Source organism: Tumidithrix elongata BACA0141, assembly GCF_036349135.1.
In the GTDB taxonomy this organism is placed as follows: Bacteria; Cyanobacteriota; Cyanobacteriia; order Pseudanabaenales; family Pseudanabaenaceae; genus Tumidithrix; species Tumidithrix elongata.
Genome location: NZ_JAZBJZ010000016.1, coordinates 21,805 through 44,532, shown reverse-complemented (window position 1 = coordinate 44,532; position 22,728 = coordinate 21,805). Strand labels below are relative to the sequence as shown.

Here is a 22,728-nt window from a genome sequence, read left to right as displayed (position 1 = left end):
GGATTTATGAAAACTACTGCAATTCCACTCACCCAAATCGACCTCCAGACTGCGATCGCCCGCACCCCCTTTGTTGTTGCGCCCGATGTCGCCTTGCAGGAAATTATTGAGAGTCAGCCAGATCGCCTCAATGGACTGGCACTGGTGGTGGAAAACGAGCAGGTGGTCGGTATTTTGACGGAAAGGGATCTATTGTGCCTGATAGTACGCCTCAATGCCCAACAGCGATCGCTCGATACGATCGCGGTGCGCGAGGTGATGACATCGCCTGTCTTGACCATGCGCGAGGCTGATTTTACCGATTTCTTTGGTGCTATAAATCTGATGCAGCAGCATCGCATTCAGCATTTACCGATTGTGGACGCACAGGATCGTTTGGTGGGGTTAGTGACTCATGAAAGTCTGATCGAGGCGATCGACCAACTGGAGCTATCTAAACTTGCAAAGGTCTCAGATTCCCACGATCTAGCGGGTGATGTGGAAAATCTGAACGAGAGTCGCGATCGCGAACCACCAGAGTCCCTTCTCCGCAAGTACGAGCGGGTGTTTTCTGCCACCAACGATGGCATTGCCCTCGTCGATCGCAACTATGTGTATCAGTTGGTCAACCATATCTACGTGCATCGGCATGGAAAAACAGCGGAAGAGATGCTCGGATGTACGATCGCAGATCTACATGGCGAAACGATTTTTCAAAACAAGATTCGCCCCTTGGTCGATCGCTGCTTCACAGGCGAACCCCAACAATGTCAGACTTGGTTTGACTATAAGAATGGTGGACGTCAGTTTATCAGAGCCACTTTCCATCCCTATTTTGAGCTAGATGGTACGCTTACAGGGGTAGTGATTACGACCCACAACCTGACTGCAATCAAGCAGGCAGAAACCACGCTCCAAAACCTGATTGAAGGCACTGCCACCACCACTGGAGAGGACTTTTTCCCTGCCTTAGTGAAACACCTCACCAAAGCTTTGAATGTTCCCTATGCCCTTGTTTCTGAATTAGCAGATGACGAACTTCATACCCTTGCCTTTTGGGCAAACGATACCCTGCAACCCAATTTTTCTTATGCTTTTGCTAAAACACCCTGCGAACGGACATTACAGGACGGCAAGTTTTATTGCGAGTCCTTAGTTCAAGAGCAGTTCCCCGACGCTCTAAACTTGGTTGAACTGCAAGCACAGAGCTATCTGGGCATAGTTTTGAATGATATACATGGTAATGCGATCGGCAATCTATGCATCCTCAGCAAGCAACCTATCCAAAACCTACAGCAAGCTGAAAACATCCTGCGCGTTTTTGCTGCCCGTGCTGCGGCTGAACTAGAGCGAGAACGGTCAACACAGGCATTGGAAGCGTCAAATCAGGAACTGGAGAGGAAAGTAGAGAAACGCACGACTGCCTTGCAAGCCAGTGAAGAACGATGGCAACTAGTCCTAAAGGGTACAAACGATGGCATCTGGGATTGGGATCTGAGAACTAATAAAATCTTCTATTCCGATCGCTGGAAGCAAATGCGAGGTTTTAACAGCGATGAGATTGGCGATACCCCCGAGGAATGTCTGAGTCGAGTTCACCCAGATGACTACGATCGCATGATGATGGCGGTTGACGATCATTTTGCTGGGAGAACCGAATTTTTTGAAGTGGAGTATCGAGTGCGGTGCAAAGATGCCTCCTATCGATGGATTTTAGATCGCGGTAAGGCATTGCGCGATCGGGCTGGGCAGCCTATTCGTATGAGTGGTTCTGAAACGGATATCACCGAGCGCAAACGGGCAGAACAAGCTTTGCAAGAGAGCGAAAGTCGCTATGCTACCCTAGCCAATGCAGCTCCAGTGGCGATTTTCCGATTTGATGCGCCGTTAAATTGTACCTATGTCAGCGATCGCTGGAGCGAGATGACAGGCAGACCAGTGGAATCTGCCTTGGGCAGAGGGTGGATCGAGGCTTTGCACCCAGACGATCGCGATCGTCTTGTAGCCTGTTGGAGTGGAGACTACGAACGCGTAAAGCCAGGCGATCGAATTCTCGAGCATGGAGAAGGTAGACATTTACGACCAGATGGCAGCATCAACTGGTTTTACGTTCAGGTAGCACCAGAAATCGATACGAATGGTTGTGCGGTTGGCTTCATCGGTACTTTGACAGACATTACAGAGCGCAAACAAGCCGAGGCAAGATTAGGGGAATTGAATGCCGCCCTACAAAATGCAGTAGATGGGATCTCTCGCCTTGATAACGATGGATGCTATCTCTCGGTGAATCCTGCCTATGCCAATTTGTGCGGCTTTACCCCCCAAGAGATGATTGGGATGCCTTGGTCTCAAACAGTCCATCCGGACGACATCGCTCTGTTAGAAGCTGCCTATCAAGAAATGCTCGATACTAACAAGGTGGAAGTAGAGGCAAGGGGTATTCGCAAAGATGGATCGGTTTTTTATAAGCAAGTCAACATGATTTCTGCCTATGACGAAGTCGGTAACTTTACAGGGCATCACTGCTTCATGAAAGATATTAGCGATCGTAAAGCGATCGAAGCAGCATTAGCTGACAGTGAATCGAAATTTCGACGCTTGGTGGAAGGCGCTAACGATTTGATCTGGTCAGCCGACAAAGAGGGTATGCTCACTTATCTCTCACCGCAATTTAAAACGCTCTTTGGTTGGGAACCCAGTGAATGGATTGGCAAGTCGCTGATCGATCTTTTGCATCCAGACGATCGCAAATTGGTGGCTACTACGCATAGAGAGGATATCGAATCTGGCAAAAAGTCGATTAATCCTGAGTTCAGACATCGTCACCGAGATGGTCGCTACATCTGGATGAGAGCCAGCGCCACACCCATTATAAATTCGCAAGGGGAAGCGATTGGCGCGCAGGGGATTTTGTCGGATGTCAGCGATCGCAAACAGATTGAGATCGAATTAGCCGAGAGTGAAGCCAAATTCCGTCGTTTGGTAGAAGGCGGTAATGACTTAATCTGGTCGTCCGATCGCAATGCCTTATTTAACTATCTCTCGCCCCAATTTAAAACGCTTTTTGGCTTTGAGCCCGACGAATGGATCGGCAGATCCTGTATAGATCTCGTACATCCTGAGGATTTTGAGTTAAAGTTTGGAGAATATTTGGAGACGGTTCGATCTGGGCAAAAGTATAACAATCTTGAATTTCGGCATCGCCACCACGATGGCCGCTATATTTGGGTGAGTGTCAACACCACACCGATCTTAGACTCCGAAGGCATCGCGATTGGTGCTCAGGGGATTTTAACGAATATCAGCGCACGAAAACAGATTGAAGCGCAACTACAAACTGCGAACGAGCAACTAATGCAATTTTATGCCGAACTAGCTCGCACTGTTGCTAACTTACAAAGGAGCAACGCGCTGTTAATAGCTCAGCAAGAAGCCTCTTTTGATGGCATTCTCGTAATTGACGAAAATCGTCAGGTTGTTGGCTATAATCAGCGGCTTCTGAGTTTATGGAATGTTCCTGAAACCTTATTGATAGATGGAGACGATCGCCAACTCGTTCCCTTTGCTTTACAGCAACTCACCCATCCTAACGAGTTTGTAGAAAAGGTCGAATACCTGTACGAACACCCTCAGGAGGTCAGCCGAGATGAAATTAGCCTCCTTGATGGACGAACCTTCGATCGCTATTCTAGCCCCATTCATTCGGCTGACGAGTATTACGGTCGGATCTGGTTTTTTCGCGACATCAGCGATCGCAAGCAAGCTGAACTGGCTTTGCAACAAGAATTGCTGCGGCGAGATGCAATCTTTAATGCATCTTCAGATGGCATCCATATTTTAGACTTGGAAGGCAACTTGATTGAGTTTAATGACAGGTTTGCTCAAATGCTGGGCTATACATCTGCTGAAATGACTGGCTTTAATGTTACTGACTGGGATGCCCAATGGACTCGCGAAGAACTTTCCGAAATCCTTAAAGATAATTCGTTGAACGAATCTACTTTTGAAACGCTCCATCGTCGCAGAGATGGTTCCATCTTTCCTGTTGAGATTTCTCGACGAGCGATGGAATGGCAGGATGAATTGGTTCTTGTTAATATTTCGCGGGATATTAGCGAGAGGAAACGACTCGAAGCCGATCGCAAACTGGCTGAGGAAGCATTGCAAGCTTCAGAAGCTGAACTGCGCGGTTTATTTGTAGGGATGGATGATGTCGTCTTTGTGGTAGATCGAACTGGAACATACCTAAAGATTGCCCCCACAAATCCCGCAAAACTATATCGACCACCTGACATTTTGCTTGGCAGAAAAATTCAAGATTTATTCTCGCCCGAACAGGCAAATCAATTTCTATCTACGATCTGGCAGACACTCGAAACGCAACAGACACAGGAGTGTGAATATACGCTTGCAATCCAAGATACTGAATATTGGTTTGGTGCGAGGTGTTCTCCTCTGACGTCGGAATCTGTAATCTGGGTGGCACGCGATATCAGCGATCGCAAAGAATACGAGCAACGGCTAGAGCAAACCAATGCCGAGCTGATCCGAGCCACTCGCCTCAAGGATGAATTTCTCGCCAATATGAGTCACGAACTGCGTACCCCCCTCAATGCGATCTTAGGCTTGAGTGAGGCGCTGCAAGAGCAAATCTTTGGTAGCATCAACGAGCGGCAACTCAAATCCTTAAAAACCATCGAGCGTAGTGGCAATCATTTGCTAGAGCTAATTACAGACATTCTCGATGTGGCGAAAATTGAATCTGGTCAATTTAATCTAGATTGCGCTTCCGTTGCTGTCGCGAACCTCTGCCAATCGAGTCTGACATTCATCAAGCAGCAAGCCCTCAAAAAAGGCATCCAACTTGAGACGAAACTACCCCCCGACCTGCCCCATCTATATGTGGATGAGCGTCGCATCCGTCAAGTTTTAATCAACCTACTCAACAATGCTGTCAAATTTACACCAGAGGGAGGCCGCATCACCCTAGAGGTAACGCACAAACGACAGACAGAGAACTCCCCTCTCACCGAGGGAGAGGGGCTGGGGGAGAGGTCTTTCCTACGAATAGCGATCGGCGATACAGGCATTGGCATTGCCCCAGAGCATATCGACAAACTGTTTCAACCCTTCATTCAAATTGATAGCGCCCTCAATCGCAAATATGAAGGAACAGGCTTAGGGCTAGCCCTTGTCAAACGCATTGTCGAACTTCACGGTGGTGAGGTGGAGCTAACAAGTCAGGTGGGCGTGGGCAGTTGCTTCACCATTGAGCTTCCCTGTACTACGGCAACATCCATTCCTGAAATCGAACCCCCACCTGACTCTGATGCCGTAACTATCCCACTGAAACAGGAGACATCTCCCCCGATCTTGTTGGCAGAAGATAACGAAGCCAATGTGAATACAATCGTAGACTATCTGGAAGCTATGGGCTATCGCGTGATTGTGGCAAAAAACGGGCATGAAGCGATCGCTTTGGCACAGGCAGAACATCCAGCTCTGATTTTAATGGATATTCAAATGCCTGAGATGGATGGGTTAGAAGCCATGCAACAGATTCGTCGCGATTCAAGCTTGGCAAACGTGCCGATCGTGGCGCTCACCGCCCTAGCCATGGCTGAAGATCGCGATCGCTGTCTCGCGGCGGGAGCCAATGATTACATCGCAAAACCGATCAAGCTCAAGCAATTGGTGGTGACGATGCAACAGCTTTTAGCAGTAACATAATAAAACCTGAGTTCGGGTTAAGGATTTCGGAACAAAGCAAGCTAACTTGCTGGAACCGAGGGGTTTGATCCCCCTGCCCTATCGGGCATCCCCCTTGCAAAAGGGAAGTGAGTTCTCCCCCCTTTTTTCAAGGGGGGCTGGGGAGGATCCTTGGGATGTATAGCGTTTCAGGTTTTCCTATCCCGAACTGACGTTAATAAAACACAACGAGGGTTTCCTCGCACAAGAGAGTGGGCATGAACCAGTTTTCCAAACAGATATCTAGCGACACGGTGAGCGACACACTGAGCGAATTTGAACCCGTTAACCTCACCAATTGCGATCGCGAACCCATTCATATTCCCGGCTCCATCCAGCCCCACGGGTTGCTGTTGGTACTGAGCGAACCCGATCTGCAAATTTCACAAGTGAGTCAAAACACCCAAGAGATCTTAGGAATTGCACCTGCTGATTTGCTCGATCGCCCCTTAGGAGATTTTATTGCCAGCGATCGCCTTGATGCTGTTCGCGGCTGCCTCGATCTCAGTTTCGAGCATATCAACCCTCTCCCCCTTACCTTTGCGATCGGGGATAATGAACCCTTGTCGCTTAACGGCATTGTGCATCGCGCTCAGAGCGGCGAGATCGTACTAGAGCTAGAGCCCTTGGTTCCCGATGCCGAGCAAGATTTTTTTCAGTTTTACCGCCAGATCAAGGGCACGCTCGCCAAAATTCAGATGGCTGAAAATCTGACCGAGCTATGTAATCTAATCGTGCGCGAAGTCAAGCAGATCGCAGGCTTCGATCGCGTTATGGTTTACCGCTTTAACGAGCAGGGCGATGGCACTGTGATCGCCGAAGATAGGCAACCAGATTTAGAGCCTTTTCTGGGAATGCACTATCCTGACTCCGACATTCCCAAGCAAGCAAAGCACCTCTATACACTCAATTGGTTGCGCCTAGTTCCTGATGTCAACTACCAAGCGATCGGTTTACTGACTAGCGCAGCCTCGCTTTCAGAGGAGCCTCGATCGCCCTTAGACATGAGTCATTGCACCTTGCGATCGGTCTCTCCCATTCATATCGAATACCTCAAAAACATGGAAGTTGGAGCGTCCATGTCGATCTCTCTGATTCAGCAACAAAAGCTGTGGGGACTGATTGCCTGTCATCACCAAACCCCAAAATTTATTCCCTACGAAGCCCGTACTGTCTGTGAGTTTTTAGGGCAGTTAATGTCCACAGAGCTGGCAGCCAAGGAAAACAACGAAAACCTCGATTACAAACTGCAACTCAAGGACATCCAAGGGCAATTTATCGAACGCCTAAGCCGAGCCACGGACTTTGCCGCAGAGCTGACAACTGCACCTGAAATGTTATTAAATCTGACAGGTGCTCAGGGAGCCGCCGTTTGCCAAGGAGAAGATATCGAACTCATAGGGCAAACCCCGACCAAAGAAGATATCTCCACCCTGCTTGCTTGGTTGGGCGACAGTACGAATTCCGCGCTCAAGGAGGAAATAGAGAATCGCTTTGAACGCGACCTGTTTGTTACAGATGCCTTAGCCAAACTCTATCCTGAAGCAGAGGCTTACAAAAGTGTTGCTAGCGGTCTGCTGGCGGTTGCCATCTCTAAGATTCAACGTCGCTATATCCTTTGGTTCCGCCCTGAGTTTTTACAGACTGTTACTTGGGCGGGCAATCCCGACAAACCCAAGCGGATGGACGCAGATGGAAGCTTGACGATTTTTCCGCGTCAGTCCTTTGAGGCATGGCAGGAAATAGTGCAGTGCAAGTCTAGTCCTTGGTTACCCTGTGAAATTGAAGGAGCGATCGAACTGCGACAAGCGATCGTCGATATTGTTTTACGACAAGCAGACGAGCTTGCCAATATCAATTTAGAATTGGAACGCAGTAACAAAGAACTCGATGCTTTTGCCTATATTGCTTCCCACGATCTCAAGGAACCTTTGCGCGGCATTCACAACTATGCCACCTTTCTGTTGGAAGACTACGAAGATATCCTGCAAGCAGATGGGGCTGAGAAACTACATACCTTGGTGCGTCTGACCAAACGCATGGAATCCTTGATCGAAGCGCTGCTCAAGTTCTCGCGACTGGGGCGGCAAGAATTCCAAATGCAACGGATCGATCTGAACCAATTGCTCCAAGACACCAATGAGATGTTTCATATGAATCCTCAATGGGCGGAATGTACCATCCGCATTCCCAGACCCTTACCGATCGTTTGGGGCGATCGCATCTTAATCGAAGAGGTTTTTACCAACTTGATCGCCAATGCCTTTAAGTACAACGATCGTCATGAAAAATATGCAGAAATTGGCTGGATTGAGGACAGCAAGGCGGTTGATAAAATGGTCGCACTTTACGTTCGCGATAATGGCATTGGCATTCGCGAAAAACATCTGGACGCCATATTTCGCATCTTTAAACGCTTACATGCCCCTGGAAAATATGGTGGTGGCACTGGGGCGGGCTTGACCATTGTCAAAAAGATCGTCGAGCGCCACGGGGGTAAAATTCTGGTTGAATCGATTTATGGAGAAGGCACAACATTTTTGTTGACATTACCCACAGAAGCTCCCCATGCACTCGCAACCTAACTTCGCACATCTCTTATTCACCATCAGTCGTCGACATCAGTGACATGCCTAGCCTTCTAGAATCCCCATGGAATAATGATGAAACCCGCCCCATTATTGCGATCGTTGAAGATAATGATGAAGATTTTTATGCCTTTGTTCGCGCCATTCGCAGCCAAGAAGCCTTGAGGCAAATGCTCTCTAACTATACATTTCTGCGGTTCCATGATGGGGATGAGGCATTGGACTATCTGATGCGGGGCGGAAACTATGAGGGACTCAAGGCTCCCTTACCCATTTTTATCTTGCTCGATCTAAATCTTCCAGGAACCGACGGACGCGAAATCATCCGTCAGGTGAAGCAAAACCCCAATCTTCAGATTCTACCTATGATTGTGCTGACTAGTTCTGCAAGCCCTAGCGACATTCAAACTTGCTATCGCTATGGTGTAAATAGTTATTTACTGAAGCCCATGGGTGTTTCTACCATGCAGCAGACGGTTCAGACGCTTTTTCAATATTGGTTCCAATTTGCCGTCTTACCCAGCTATGGGCAAGTCCCTATTTGAGCCTCAAGGATTTAACAATTTTTCGCCAAATTGAATTACTTCATAAAAATCTCATAAAGATAAACTACGGACTTCAGAGATAAGATAAAGAGAAGCCCTTTTTTATGATTAATAAAAATTTTTTTAAACATGGGGATATATGGAGATATAGGTAAAAAGTGAAGAACGTGCAGACAACCATTCTGATTGTTGATGATTCAGAGGTCGATCGCGCCACCTATATTCGCTATCTCCATGTAGATCCAGAACCGTCCTATCGCATCCTCGAAGCTGAAACATTGGCTGAAGGGCTAGAGCTATGGCGATCGCAGCACCCCGATATCGTTCTAGTCGATTATTTGCTTCCCGATGGCGATGGATTGGACTTGCTCAAAGCGATGGGAAATGGCTCCCCAGATATTCCCCAACACGCGATCGTGTTAACTGGGCATGGTGATGAACGGGTTGCCGTGCAGGCAATGAAGTTAGGAGCAGCCGACTATCTCGTCAAGGGGGATATCACAGCGGTGTCTCTCTCGATTAGTATCGCTCGGGTACGCGATCGCCTCGCCCTTGCCCACAAGTTGCAGCGATCGCGACAGCAGGAGGCGATGATTGCGGAAATTGCACTTCAAACCAGAAAATATATCGATGTCAGCTCAGTTCTGAAGGCGAGCGTCTGGGAAGTGCGTGAATTTTTGGATGTCGATCGCGTCATTATCTACCAATTTAACCCCGACATGAGCGGGACAGTCGTAGCCGAGGCGATCGCCTCTCCTTGGTCTCCCTGTCTAAATGCTGAGATTACCGACACTTGCTTTCAGACGCATCTCACTGGGGACTATCAAGAGGGTAGAGTCTTTGCTGCCGCCGATATCTATGCGGCGAACCTCACCCCCTGCCACATTCAACTGCTCGAACAGTTTCAAGTGCGGGCAAATTTGGTAATACCCATCGGCGAGCTGCAATTTCTCTGGGGATTTCTGATTTTGCATCAATGTTCTGGCACAAGACAATGGGAAGTGTCAGATATCCAGCTATTGCAACGGTTATCGATCCAGTTGGCAATCTCTATTCAACAGGCAGAGCTATTTCAATCGCTCCAAGTTCTCAACAAATCTCTAACACGAAAAGTTAAGGAACGCACGCGGTCGCTCAAATTTAGCGAAAAACGCTTTCGTTCCATTTTCGATCGGATGTTCCAGTTTGTAGGATTGTTGGCGATCGATGGTACGGTCTTGGAAATGAACCAAGCCATCCTAACAGCGGGTGGAATTAGCGCTGAAGAGGCGATCGGTCTTCCCCTTTGGGAAACCCATTGGTGGCAAATTTCATCTGAAACCCAAGCTCAGTTGCAACAGGCGATCGCACGAGCAGCTCAAGGGGAGTTTGTGCGCTATGAAGTGAACATCTGGGGCAAAAATCAAACTGTAATTCCCATTGACTTTTCTTTGCGTCCCACTTTTGATAAGGCGGGGCAGGTCGAGTTCTTGATTCCCGAAGGACGGGATCTGACTGAAGTAAAACGGCTAGCACTGAGCCACAATTAATTTTTACACCTTCCTCACGATCTCTTCATTTTTATAGAAGAGAATGCATCGTACTACCGAGATATCTTGAAGGTACAAGGCTGGAGCAACTGATGTGAAGATTTTATTGGTAGAGGACGACCCCTATGCGGCTTCAGCGTTGGCAGTGGCATTGACAGGGCATTACTACACGATCGATGCCGTGGATACGGCTAAGGCAGCTTGGGCGCAGATCGAAACCTATGTCTACGATCTGATCGTTTTAGATGTGATGCTCCCTGATGGCAATGGGATCGGTCTATGTGGCAAATTACGGGCTGCGGATTACAAACTGCCAATATTGCTGTTAACGGCTAAAAATAGCACGAGCGATCGCGTCAGGGGGTTAGAGGCAGGTGCAGATGATTATGTGGTCAAACCCTACGAAATTCAGGAACTGATTGCCCGTATTCGCGCCCTCTTACGCCGCAGTCAAGCCAATCCCGATCTCGATAGATCGGAAGTGTTTACTTGGGAGCAACTTCGTCTCGATCTCAGATCGGGAACGGTAAGCTATGACGACAAACCCCTACGCTTAACGCAAAAAGAATATGGGCTGTTAGAGGTTTTGCTCAGACACCCCAAGCAACTGTATAGCCGCAGTGCTTTGCTCGATCTGGTGTGGACAGCGGGTGAGTTTCCGGGCGAAGAGTCGGTCACGACGCACATTAAGGGATTGCGGCAAAAACTCAAATCTGCGGGAATGGCTCAAGATCCGATTGAGACAGTTTACGGTTTGGGATATCGATTGCGCGACCTTTCGGAGGGAATGCCCGCACCTTTAGAAGCTGAATCTTTAGAAGCTGAATCTTTAGAAATTAAAGCAGTCGAGCCGATAGAGGCGGTGCCATCTGTCAGTGCTGCGGAGGCAAAGGAGCAAACCGTGATCGCCAAGATTCGCCAAAAAGTGTTAGCTAGCCTGCCAGAGCAGATCGATCTGTTCGATCGCGTGGTAACAGCGATCGCCCATGAGAACCTAGACCCAGATTTACGGGATCGAGCATACCTGCAAGCCCATCGCCTGATTGGTTCGCTGGGTTCATTGGGTTTTCCCGCAGGCTCAGCGATCGCGCGCCAGATCGAGCAATTTTTAAAAAGCGATGCGCCTCTCGCACCTCCAGATGCGGCGATCCTAAAGCAACTGATCGCTGATTTGCAGGCAAGTACCAGTGATTTTCCTGCGATCGCGGTTTCGCCCTCAGTACCAAATTCCCAGCCCCATGGGTCCAAAGCCCCTCTATTACTGATTGTGGACGATGACGATGTGGTTGTCCAAGATATTCAAGAAGAGGCAGAAACCTTAGGAATGCGCGTGCAAACGGCTTACGATCTGGTAACCGCCAGAGTCAAGATTGCCCAAGAGACACCCGATGTGATTTTGCTAGATCTGGTCTTTCCCGAACATACTGAAACTGGACTGACCTTTTTAAACGAGCTGGCACAAAGGGAGCTAAAAATTCCGACGGTGATGATGACATCTTCTAGTGGGCTGAGCGATCGCGTCATAGCGGCACGCAATGGCGGATGTGCGTTTATCGAAAAGCCTGCCTTGGCAGAGGAAATTCTCAATACGATCGCGCAGATACTGCACCAACATCATCGCGATCGCCATAAAGTTATGGTGGTCGATGACGATCCCCATATTCTCCAGCTCATGCAAACCTTTTTAGAGCGTTGGGGGCTAGAGGTGACAACCTTGCAAGATCCCCATCAGTTTTGGCAAGTCCTCGAAGCCACCTCACCCGACCTGCTGATTCTCGATCTGATCATGCCCGACTATAGCGGCATCGATCTGTGTCAGGCAGTCCGCACGGCTAGTCTGTGGCACGATTTGCCGATCGTGTTTTTGTCTGCCCACAGCGATCGCGCCACGATTCGACAACTGTTTGCCGCAGGAGCCGATGACTATCTCAGCAAACCGATCGGCGAAGAAGATTTACATACGCGCATTCTCAGTCGGTTAGAACGCAGTCGCCTATCGCGACATACAGCCGATTTTGACGGGCTCACGGGCGTATATACCCATCGTCGCGGCATCCAAAATCTCACGCAGCTTTTGCGGCTGGCAACGCGCAACCATCAGACCCTCTGCGTGGCAATTTTAGATCTAGATTTGTTTAAACAGGTGAACGATCGCTATGGGCATAGCATGGGCGATACGGTGCTCAAGCAATTTGGCAGTCTTTTACAACAGTACTTTCGCAGTGAGGATGTGACCATGCGTTGGGGTGGTGAAGAGTTTGTCGTCGGTTTGTATGGAGCCGATCGCCAGCAGAGCATAGAGCGCCTGACGAAATTGCTGGAAATATGGCGACAGCAACAATTCTTAACGGATGGGGCAGAAATCTTTTACGTTACTTTTAGTGCAGGTGTGGCCGAATACCCCACAGATGGTAATAATCTAGAGACGTTGTACCGCAAGATGGACGCCGCACTGTATCGAGCTAAAGCGGCAGGCAGAAATCAGGTCGTTGCAGTCAGCGAAGTAAAAGGGGAGGTCAGCCAAGATGGATCCAAACCCTAACCTCAGTTTCCCAGATTTAGGAAGTACTAACTTTCCCGATCGCCAGCCATCAACCATGACTGTTTTGATCGTGGATGATTCTGAGAGCGATCGCGCCACCTACCTTCGCTATCTCCAGTCAGTGCCAGAGCGGTCTTATCGCATCATCGAAGCCGAAACGCTAGAGGAAGGTCTAGAAGTATGGCGATCGCAGCATCCAGACATTCTATTGGTGGATGTATATTTGCCCGATGGCAATGGTTTAGAACTGCTAGAAGCCATCGGCACAGACTACCCCGATGGCAAGCTACCTGCGATCGTTCTGACAGGATATGGAGATGAACGAATTGCCGTGCGATCGATGAAATTAGGAGCGTCAGACTACATGGTTAAAGGGGATATCACTGCGGTTTCCCTCGCACTCTGTGTCAATCAGGTGAGCGATCGCATCGTCCTGATTCGTCAGCTCCAGCGATCGCAGCGACAGGAAAGCTTAATTGCAGAAATCGCGCTTCGCATTCGGCAATCTCTGAATGTAGAAGAGGTTTTGAACACCATTGTCCGAGAAGTCCGAGCGTTGTTACATGCCGATCGCACGGTCGTTTACCAGTTCAATCCCGATATGAGCGGAGCGGTTGTTGCCGAGTCGGTCTTACCCCCTTGGGAAGCCTGTTTCCACAGACAACTGAGCGATGCTCACTTCCCTGAAACCATGGGGGGAGCATACAGAGAAGGAAGAATTTTTGCCGCATCGGATGTTTATACGGCGAATCTCAGCCCCTGCCATCTGGAGTTGCTAGCAAGCTTTCCCACAAGGGCAAGTCTAATCGTGCCAATTTTGCGCCCAAACGACGAAACTAACCCACTATGGGGCTTGCTATGTACCTATCAATGTTTTGTGCCACGCATTTGGGAAGAGACCGATATTCGCTTGCTTCAGCAGTTATCCGTGCAGTTGGCGATCGCGATTCAACAGGCAGAACTCTATGAAGCACTTCGGCTCTCAAAGGAACGCTATCAATATCTCTTGACGGCTAGTCCCGCCACGACCTATAGCTGTAAAGCAGATGACAACTACGCAGCGACCTTCATCAGCGAGAATGTGCGAGTTAGCCTGGGCTACGAGCCAGAGGAGTTTTTAGAAACCCCTAACTTCTGGGCAGACCACCTTCACCCAGATGATGCCACTAGGGTTTTTGCCGAATTATCCTCGCTATTTGAACGGGGTATCCATCGTCATGAATATCGATTTTTGCATCAGGAAGGTCGCTATATTTGGATCAAGGATGAAATGTATCTCGTGCGCGACGATCGCGGCAACCCCATCGAAATTATCGGCTATTTTGTCGATATTAGCGATCGCAAGCAAGCCGAATTCGCACTTCAGCAAGCCAAAGCCGAACTCGAACTTCGCGTTGCCGAGCGTACCGCCGAGCTTTACAAACGCCAACAGGAATTTCTTGCCCTTGTCGAAAATTCGCCGAACGTGATCGCAAGAATAGATCGCCAAATGCGCTACCTCTATGCCAACCCTGCCTCCGAGAAAAGGTCGGGACTCTCCCCCATTGAGTTAATTGGCAAAACAGCTTGTTCGATGGGCTTCCCTCAAAACAATATCGGGCTGGCGCAAGCTGCTGTCAAAAAGCTGTTGGAAACAGGCGAAGAACAACAGTATGAAGTCGCACAAGTCTTACCCAAGGGAGGGGGAATGGGATATTACCGAGCGCATATCATTCCCGAATACGATCTTAATGGTGAGATTGAAACCATGCTCATGGTTTTCTACGATATTACATCCAACAAGCCAATACCTTCGCCAAATCAAAGGGTATCTGCAAACGAAGGAATAGGGTGGATAGCCCCTAAATTAGCAACTTTGGAAAAAATAGATGCTAATAAAATAGGGTCTGGTTTTTGCGGAAGTAATTTCAGGACTTCCTGCACATACTTGAACCCACGAAACCCTGCCTTCAAATCCAGAATACTCAAGTCCTGATTGGTATGGCGAAAATCTTGTAAGAGACGGAGAGAGAGACTCACCATAAAAAGCGATAAATTAGCGGCATTGGTGACACCAACCTCAGAGGTTTGCATAAAATCTTCCAACCCCCAAAACTGCTTTGCATCACGAAAGTTAAATTCAATCTGAAAACGCAGAGAGTAATAGTCAATCAGCTTTTGGTAAGAGAGTTCAAGGTGATTAGAGAACAAAATAACGTGGGCTTTGGCTTGCGTGTTAAGTTTAGTTTTGAGCAGGATCACAATATTTAACGGTTGAGAAAATTTCTGATGCAGAGCTTGCACCTGATAAACATCGGTTTGAATCCCATCCTCTATAGAGGAGTGAACCAGATGGGTATTGCCGATCTGTTGAGGATTGAGACGAGCACCATATTTACACTTTTTGTCTGAACCTGAGTAGGGTAGGTATAACTTCGAGTCATGTCGGAGTTTGGAGATCAGAAACAAACCTACTTGCTGCGACATTTGCAAGGCATGATTGTTGCCAAAATGCCCATCCAGCACTAGATAACTCAGTGGGATTAGTCCTCTGAGCAAAGCCAACAGGGCGATAATCATACCTTTGATGCGGAGTAACTCTGGAGTCAGAGTAACCTGCGTTTTATCCTTGTTTTTTGAACCTTGAGGTCGTCCCCGTTTCTGTTTGGGGGTAGATGATGGACGGATTGCTTCTGAGGTGAGTGGGTTGCTAATCACTTTCTCAAGACTTATGGGAAATGCTTTGCGTTCCTCGATACTCACCAACGCAAGGCTAAAGAAGGCTAGACCAGAAATCGGATGGTCATACAGACTGGAAAAGAACCGTCCTACCCCATGGGTCTCCTTCCCTGCTTTGCTCACGACTACTTCATCACCAACTAGTAGATAGGTGTCTTGAACCCGCCAACAGTGATGCCGAAAAAATTCCCAGAAGAGTCTTGCCCAAGGCAACTGCGTTGCAAAGAATCGTTGCACGGTTCGATAACTACCTCCTTTCCCAGCCCATCGCGAAATACCCAACATTGTCATCCGTCCACTCATCGCTAACATTGCGGTGATAATGATGCTCATTTGACGCGTTGTTGTGTCAGTAATGTAGTTGGACAGACAATACAGCAGTGGTAGGATGTCAAACATGGGCTTTTGAGGGAGATTTTGTTCTGATTAAACTCAGTTTCCTCCAAAAGCCCTCTTGACTAAATGCTATTTTTCATCTATCGGTTTGGCATAGGTGTTGACAAGCTGAACGAAATTGCTCTCACTGAAGCAAACCGTCGTTGGCAATCTTTGCTCGATAACGTGCGCCTGATTGTTGTCGGTCTAAATCATGCAGGAAAGGTGGAATATATCAATCCATTTTTTCTCACTACCACAGGCTACAAACTAGATGAAGTTCTAGGCAAAGATTGGTTTTCTAACTTTCTACCCCAGCAGGAACAAGAGCAAGTCAACCGTGTTTTCTTGGACATTCTGCAAGAAGACTTCTATCCCCACTATCAAAATGCCATTTTGACCAAGGCAGGGAAGGAAAGAGTCGTCGCTTGGAATAACACCTTATTACGCAACCAAGCGGGTGAGATTATTGGCGTGATCGGCATTGGCGAAGACATCACCGATAAATTAAAAATTGAGCGGGTAAAAAGCGAATTTATCTCAATCGTCAGTCACGAACTGCGAACGCCCTTGGCTTCTATTCGCGGGGCATTGGGACTGCTTGCCTCTGGCGTGTTATCGCAAAAGCCTGAAACTGCCCAGCACATGCTGGATATCGCCGTTTTTGATACAGAAAGGCTCGTGCGCCTCGTCAATGACATTCTCGACCTTGAGCGGCTAGAGTCGCATAACGTCTCTCTAGATCGACAATGGTGCGATGCTGCCGAGTTATGCCAGCAGGCTCTAGAAACCATGCAGGCGATCGCTACCGAAAATCAGATCGAACTGTCCTTTGAGACGCAATCTATCCAAATTTGGGTAGATCGCGATCGCATCGTGCAAACCCTAGTCAACCTGCTCAGTAATGCCGTGAAATTCTCATCGCCCCAGAGCAAAGTGCAGCTTGCCGTAGCATCGCAAGCCGATGGCGTTGTTTTTCATGTCAGCGATCGCGGTCGTGGCATTCCAGCCGATCTGCTAGAGAGCGTCTTTGAGCGATTCCATCAGGTCGATGCCTCTGACTCTCGCCAAAAAGGCGGAACGGGTTTGGGCTTAGCCATCTGCCGCAGCATCGTGCAACAGCATGGTGGCACGATTTGGGTAGAAAGTGTATTGGAGCAGGGCAGTACCTTCTCATTTACAATTCCCCATCGGGTCAGTTAGCAAATGTTCTTATATATAGGAGGTTCCACTCGTGTCTGCTAAATCTATTCTACTAATTGATGATGAACCAAACCTCTCTGAGGTAATTGCGGTTTGCCTACAAAGCTTTAAAGGCTGGACTGTAAGCTTGGCAAATTCTGGGCGAGAAGGATTTAGACTTTTGGAAACCGTGCAGCCAGATGCCATTCTATTGGATGTGATGATGCCTGAGATGGATGGCATTACCGTTTATCGCAACCTACAAGAAAATCCAGACACCCAAAATATTCCCGTGATTCTCTTAACTGCAAAAGTGCAAGCCAGCGATCGCGAAAAGTTTACTCAATTAGGGGTAGTAGGGACGATCGCCAAGCCCTTCAATCCAATCACCCTTGCCGACCAAGTTGCTCAATTGTTGGGCTGGTAGGTATTTTTCCTCAGATTGTCCTCATTTTTGTACGATATTATGGAGCTAATCGCGATCGAGGATAATTTCTGACCGAAAGCATGAATACGACCAACACCGATAAAAGGCTTCTATTTATTGATGATGAAGAGAACATTCGCCAAATTGTGGGGGCTTGTCTAGAATATTTTAGCGATTGGAAACCCACGATTGCCGCCTCAGGGAAGGATGGATTAGAAGCGATCGCAGAATCTAAGCCCGATGCGATTTTGCTAGATGTCATGATGCCCGATATGGATGGATTTACCTTTCTACAAGAGCTGCAATCCGATCCAGCCCTTGCTGATATTCCCGTCGTCTTACTCACATCTCGCACCGATCTCACCGAACCCCACAGGATCTCTCAACTCGGCGTTAAGGGAGCGATCGCCAAGCCCTTCAGCTCCGTTAAGCTGGTTCTGCAAATCGCCAAGATCTTAGGTTGGTAGTTGCGAATTCCCTAATTCTCGATCGGAAGGTTTATCGATAAAAATAGAATCCCCTCATTATCTGACCAATGAACCTTCTAAATCCTCAGCAATACTCAATAATTCAGCATAAAGCTCTTTGGTTCTCGTTTTTGGGCGAGATGGCGCATCTAGTGGAAATCTCTCTAAAACCCCACGAATTATCTTGGCTTTGCGATCGGGGGATGACCTCAGCAAAATCGCAATAAATCTTCTATACACATTTTCTTCGATATATGGGCTTCCTTGGTATCGATAGAAAAAATGCTCTACCTCAAAACCACAATATTCCAGATAAAACTCAGTGAGCGTTTGAGGGGTAAAATCCCCAAGCACGAAATCTTCAGACAAACCAATATATTGACGAAGCAAGCTCAAGACTTCTTCTGCTTTCAAAGTAAATCACCCCCCCCTTATCATGCTAGTTGGAGAGATAAACTTTCTAGTCCTTCAGCGACACCTAATAATTCTGCATAGAGATCTTGGGTTCTCGACTTTGGGCAATGAGATGGCGCATTTAGCGGAAATCTCTTTAAAACCCCACGGATGATGTCTGCTCGTTGATCGGGTGGTGCAGAGAAAAAAATAGCAATAAATTTTTCATGCACATTTCTGCCGATGTATCGAAATATGTGCGGATCTAACTCAAAACCACAATATTCTGGATAAAACTCAGCAAGGGTTTTGTCATTGAAATTCCCAACAGAGAAACTTCCAAATCCTCCAATGTATTCATCCAGCAATTGCAGAATCCCTACTGTTTTCACAACCGTTACCCCTAAATTCATGTATTACAGTTCAAACTAACGGCAAAAAATGAGGGAATTCTGTGGTGCGGGTAATTTTTTAGTTGGCGTGACATTTTTAGTAAACCTTCGCCTAAAACTAACGTCAGTTCGGGATAAGAAAACCTGAAATGCTATACATCCCAAGGATCCCCCCAGCCCCCCTTGAAAAAAGGGGGGAGAACTCACTTCCCTTTTGCAAGGGGGATGCCCGATAGGGCAGGGGGATCAAACCCCTTGGTTCCAGTAAGTTAGCTTGCTTTGTTCAGAAATCTTTAACCCGAACTCAGGTTAAATCAAAACCATCTATTCCATCTCTAAATATAGGAGAGGCAATTTTCTTGAAAGATTTTGCTGGTTACTGTATTGACATCCATCGGTTTTCCCAAAAAGTACCCTTGAAAGAATTCACAATTTAAATTTTTTAGTTGTTCCAATTGCTGGGCGGTTTCCACCCCTTCTGCCGTCACCGTCATACCTAAATCATGGGCTAAATTTACGATCGTGCGCACAATTCCTAAGTTATCTTTACTGACTTCCATGAGGGTGATAAAAGAGCGATCGATCTTTAAATTTTCCACCTTTAAATGATGTAAATAACTCAGAGAAGAATAACCCGTACCAAAATCGTCAATACTGACATGAATTTGACGAGTTTTAAGCTCGTCGAGCAGTTTGAGAACGACTTCACGCTGTTGCATGAGAGCATTTTCAGTAATCTCTAAGGCAAGGTTTTGGGTATTGACTTGATGGATTTTGATGGTTTTGTCCAAAAAGTCTAGAAAATCTGGCTGAGTTAGCTGCTGTGCGGACAGATTGACTTGCATGCGAAACAGAGGACTCAATCCCTGCTTTTGCCATTCTCTAAGTTGGGTACATGCCATGTCGAGCACATAGCGATCGAACTGAATAACCAAACCAGTTTCTTCTGCCACAGAAATAAATTCCCCTGGCATAATCAGACCGCGCTGGGGGTGTTGCCAGCGGATAAGTGCTTCCACCCCTTTGATCGTATTCTTTCTTAAAGAGGCGATCGGTTGGTAGACGAGATAGAGTTCCTCGGCTTTAAGAGCCTGATGCAGTTCGTTCTGAATCTCAAAAAAGGATAGAGCGCGATTGTGCATCGCCGCATTAAACACTTGAATATTTGCCTTTCCTGCTGTCTTTGCCTGATGCATTGCCGTATTTGCATCTCGCAATAGATGCTTGGAGTTTTTGTACGCGCGATCGCCTTGAACGATGCCAATACAAACTTTAATATGGATGAGGTGACCGTCGATACCAAAGGGCAATTGGGTCTCTTGATAGAGACTTTTGGCAATTCTCATCGCTTCGCTCATCTGCGGACAGTTCTCTAACAAAATCGCAAAGGTATCATTGCCACAATGGGCTAAGAGCGTTCCCGATTGCAAACAACTCTCCAAACGTCGTGCAATTGAAACGATCAGGCGATCGCCTGCTTGATGGCCGAGAGAGTTGTTGATCGATGGCAGTTGATCGCACTCCAGCAAAATCAAGACAAGGCTTTCATCGATCGCCTGTCGATTGCGATCGAAGATTTGCATGAGTCGTTGGGTCAAAAAAGTACGGTTGGGAAGATTGGTGAGCAGGTCATGCATCGCAACATGCAACAATTGATTTTGGATGCGCGTGCGCTCCGCTATTTCCATTTCTAATTGCGCCGTGCGCTGGATCACTCGAGCCTCTAGTTCGCTATTCAGCTTTTGAATTTGCTCTTGGGCAAAGCGCAGATCGAGGTGGTTTTTAACCCGTGCCAAAAGTTCTTCTGCTTGAAACGGTTTGGGAATGTAATCGATCCCCCCCATACCAAAGGCTTTGACCTTATCACTCGCACGATCTAAGGCACTCAGAAAAATAACTGGAATTGGTTGTGTAACTGGATCGAACTTGAGCCTCTGACAGACCTGATAACCATCCATCTCTGGCATATTAATGTCAAGTAAAATCAAGTCGGGTCGCACTGCCTTTGCCACCTTTAGCCCCGTTTTTCCATTCAGGACACTCCGCACCTTATACCCCTGCTGCGTGAGAATCGTCGTTAATAATTCAAGATTTTCAGGGACATCATCTACGATCAGGATGTCTCCCTTGCTGCTATTGACTTGAGCTGGCGTAGGTTGAGATGTCATTACATTTACTGCACGAAAGGTTATGCCCAAAGGCATGGATACTTTTTTGGGATTCTACACTTTCTATAATCATCCGCGACTTTTACGGGATGATATCGATTAAATTTAAAATAATCTTAGAGTATAAACATAAAAAATTGCCTACAATCGCATTAAAGTCACGATTGTTGAGCGATCGCGGCTTCTGCCAAGTCTGAGATCGTATCGCAGCGAAAGGTTTTGACCAGTTTTAACAGGGCGATCGCGAGTTGAGGCTCAGTATCAGAAATTTCCGCCACCAATTGGCTTATCCTCTCTGCATCAGCAAAGGTAGCGGCTTCGTAGAGTTGCTTTATCCAGCTACTTCGCAACAACGTCATACTTTTTAAGATTTGAGCATTACTATCGGACTGAGCGCGATCGCTTGGGGTTGATGTGCGATCGTCTCCGGCATAGATATATTGCACGCCGAGGTGTTCGCGGATCTTGTCAAAGATCAAATCGTCACGAAAGGGTTTGCGCAGGTAATCGTTACAACCTGCAGATAAGATTGTGGCTTTCTCTTGCTCTAAGGCACTCGCTGTCAAGGCAATAATGGCAGGGGCTTGTCCTTTGACATGGGCGCGAATCCGCTGCGTCGCCTCATAGCCATCCATCACGGGCATCCGCATATCCATCCAAATCAAATGAGGTTGCCAATCTTCCCAGATTTTTACGGCTTCTTGACCATTTTGAGCTTCGCGCACATCAAAACCCATCGGTTCCAATAATTTCACCAGCAGGGTGCGGCTTTCCCATTTGTCCTCTACGACGAGGATGCGATAGGTAGGCTGATCGGGAGCGAGTTTGACCACAGAACGATAGGTTGGAATGCCTTCAAGCGCGATCGGCGCGGCCATTTTGAGGGGTATGTCAAACTGGAACACACTACCTTGCTCTGGCATACTAGTGACAGAGAGTGTACCACCTAATAGTTCTACAAATTTTTTGCTAATGGTTAATCCCAGACCAGTACCAGTCTGAGACTTTCGTCCGGATGAAGTTTGATAAAAAGGCAGAAACAACTGTTTGAGTTCTTCGGAACTGATGCCCAATCCAGTGTCTTGAACAGCAAATGTGAGGGCTTGGTTGGCAGCACTCACCCGTAAAGTAATGCTCCCTGTAACAGTAAATTTGACGGCATTTCCCAAAAGGTTAATCAAGATTTGGCGAAGCTTTGCCTCATCCGTTTCCACATACTGGGGTACTGTGGGCATGCGTTCAAAGATCAGCATTAAGTCTTTTTCTTGGGCTTTGAGCCGAAACATCTCTTCGAGAGATTGGAGCAACCCATATAGATTGAAGGCATGGAGATGGATCTCCATCCGCCCCGCCTCGATTTTATCCATATCGAGCACATCGTTAATCAGAGAAAGCAGATGTTCGCCACTATTCTGAACGATTTGCAAATTTGCTGCTGCCGATTGTTGAAAAAATGCTGGATCGCGTTTGAGGTCGCGTTGCATCACTTGAGTAAAACCCAGAATTGCGTTGAGGGGGGTGCGCAGTTCGTGACTCATATTGGCAAGAAAGCTGCTTTTGGCTTGATTGGCAGATTCGGCTGCCTGCTTAGCCGCTTCCAAATCGAAATTCTTCTGGGCTAATTCTTCTTCCGATCGCTTGCGATCGGTGATATCAGTTCCCAACGCAAGCAGTT

General features: G+C 47.5%; 13 protein-coding genes and 1 pseudogene. 9 read left to right on the top strand and 5 right to left on the bottom strand.

Annotated features, from left to right (window positions below; all coding sequences use genetic code 11):
• The first annotated feature begins 6 nt into the window (after positions 1 to 6).
• The 6 genes and pseudogenes from V2H45_RS06230 to V2H45_RS06205 form a co-directional block, all read left to right on the top strand.
• Entirely contained in the window at positions 7 to 5,709 is a 5,703-nt protein-coding gene (locus V2H45_RS06230; protein ID WP_330482758.1) for a PAS domain S-box protein, read from the top strand.
• Between the two features lie 236 nt (positions 5,710 to 5,945).
• Positions 5,946 to 8,312, top strand: coding sequence for an ATP-binding protein (locus V2H45_RS06225; RefSeq protein ID WP_330482757.1), 2,367 nt, complete (start codon positions 5,946 to 5,948; stop codon positions 8,310 to 8,312).
• A gap of 44 nt (positions 8,313 to 8,356) precedes the next feature.
• On the top strand, positions 8,357 to 8,860 hold the full coding sequence (locus V2H45_RS06220; RefSeq protein WP_330482756.1) for a response regulator: 504 nt from the start codon (positions 8,357 to 8,359) through the stop codon (positions 8,858 to 8,860).
• A 158-nt stretch (positions 8,861 to 9,018) separates the two neighbouring features.
• Positions 9,019 to 10,389 (top strand): response regulator, encoded by a 1,371-nt coding sequence (locus V2H45_RS06215; protein WP_330482755.1) that lies wholly within the window; start codon positions 9,019 to 9,021, stop codon positions 10,387 to 10,389.
• 94 nt (positions 10,390 to 10,483) lie between these two features.
• On the top strand, positions 10,484 to 12,931 hold the full coding sequence (locus V2H45_RS06210) for a response regulator (RefSeq protein ID WP_330482754.1): 2,448 nt from the start codon (positions 10,484 to 10,486) through the stop codon (positions 12,929 to 12,931).
• Positions 12,915 to 14,702, top strand: a pseudogene (locus V2H45_RS06205) (PAS domain-containing protein); the annotation flags it as partial. The gene V2H45_RS06210 and the pseudogene V2H45_RS06205, both read left to right, overlap by 17 nt.
• Before the next feature lie 29 nt (positions 14,703 to 14,731).
• Here the strand turns inward: V2H45_RS06205 and V2H45_RS06200 are convergent.
• On the bottom strand, positions 14,732 to 16,048 hold the full coding sequence (locus tag V2H45_RS06200; protein WP_330482753.1) for a transposase: 1,317 nt from the start codon (positions 16,046 to 16,048) through the stop codon (positions 14,732 to 14,734).
• A 63-nt stretch (positions 16,049 to 16,111) separates the two neighbouring features.
• Here V2H45_RS06200 and V2H45_RS06195 point away from each other — a divergent pair, with 63 nt between their 5' ends.
• The 3 genes from V2H45_RS06195 to V2H45_RS06185 all read left to right on the top strand — a co-directional run bounded on the left by V2H45_RS06195 (position 16,112) and on the right by V2H45_RS06185 (position 18,100).
• The gene (locus V2H45_RS06195; protein WP_330482752.1) at positions 16,112 to 17,227 is read left to right on the top strand and encodes a sensor histidine kinase; all 1,116 of its coding nucleotides are present in this window, start codon (positions 16,112 to 16,114) and stop codon (positions 17,225 to 17,227) included.
• A 31-nt stretch (positions 17,228 to 17,258) separates the two neighbouring features.
• Positions 17,259 to 17,633 (top strand): response regulator, encoded by a 375-nt coding sequence (locus V2H45_RS06190; protein WP_330482751.1) that lies wholly within the window; start codon positions 17,259 to 17,261, stop codon positions 17,631 to 17,633.
• Positions 17,634 to 17,713: 80 nt separating this feature from the next.
• On the top strand, positions 17,714 to 18,100 hold the full coding sequence (locus V2H45_RS06185) for a response regulator (RefSeq protein ID WP_330482750.1): 387 nt from the start codon (positions 17,714 to 17,716) through the stop codon (positions 18,098 to 18,100).
• A 57-nt stretch (positions 18,101 to 18,157) separates the two neighbouring features.
• Here V2H45_RS06185 and V2H45_RS06180 read toward each other — a convergent pair whose 3' ends face one another.
• The 4 genes from V2H45_RS06180 to V2H45_RS06165 form a co-directional block, all read right to left on the bottom strand.
• Positions 18,158 to 18,514 (bottom strand): hypothetical protein, encoded by a 357-nt coding sequence (locus V2H45_RS06180; RefSeq protein ID WP_330482749.1) that lies wholly within the window; start codon positions 18,512 to 18,514, stop codon positions 18,158 to 18,160.
• Between the two features lie 20 nt (positions 18,515 to 18,534).
• Positions 18,535 to 18,906, bottom strand: coding sequence for a hypothetical protein (locus V2H45_RS06175; RefSeq protein ID WP_330482748.1), 372 nt, complete (start codon positions 18,904 to 18,906; stop codon positions 18,535 to 18,537).
• Between the two features lie 314 nt (positions 18,907 to 19,220).
• Positions 19,221 to 21,053: a two-component system response regulator gene (locus tag V2H45_RS06170; protein ID WP_330482747.1), complete on the bottom strand. Its 1,833-nt coding sequence runs from the start codon at positions 21,051 to 21,053 to the stop codon at positions 19,221 to 19,223.
• A gap of 158 nt (positions 21,054 to 21,211) precedes the next feature.
• Positions 21,212 to 22,717, bottom strand: a complete 1,506-nt coding sequence (locus V2H45_RS06165) for an ATP-binding protein (protein WP_330482746.1) — start codon at positions 22,715 to 22,717, stop codon at positions 21,212 to 21,214.
• Between the last annotated feature and the right edge of the window lie 11 nt (positions 22,718 to 22,728).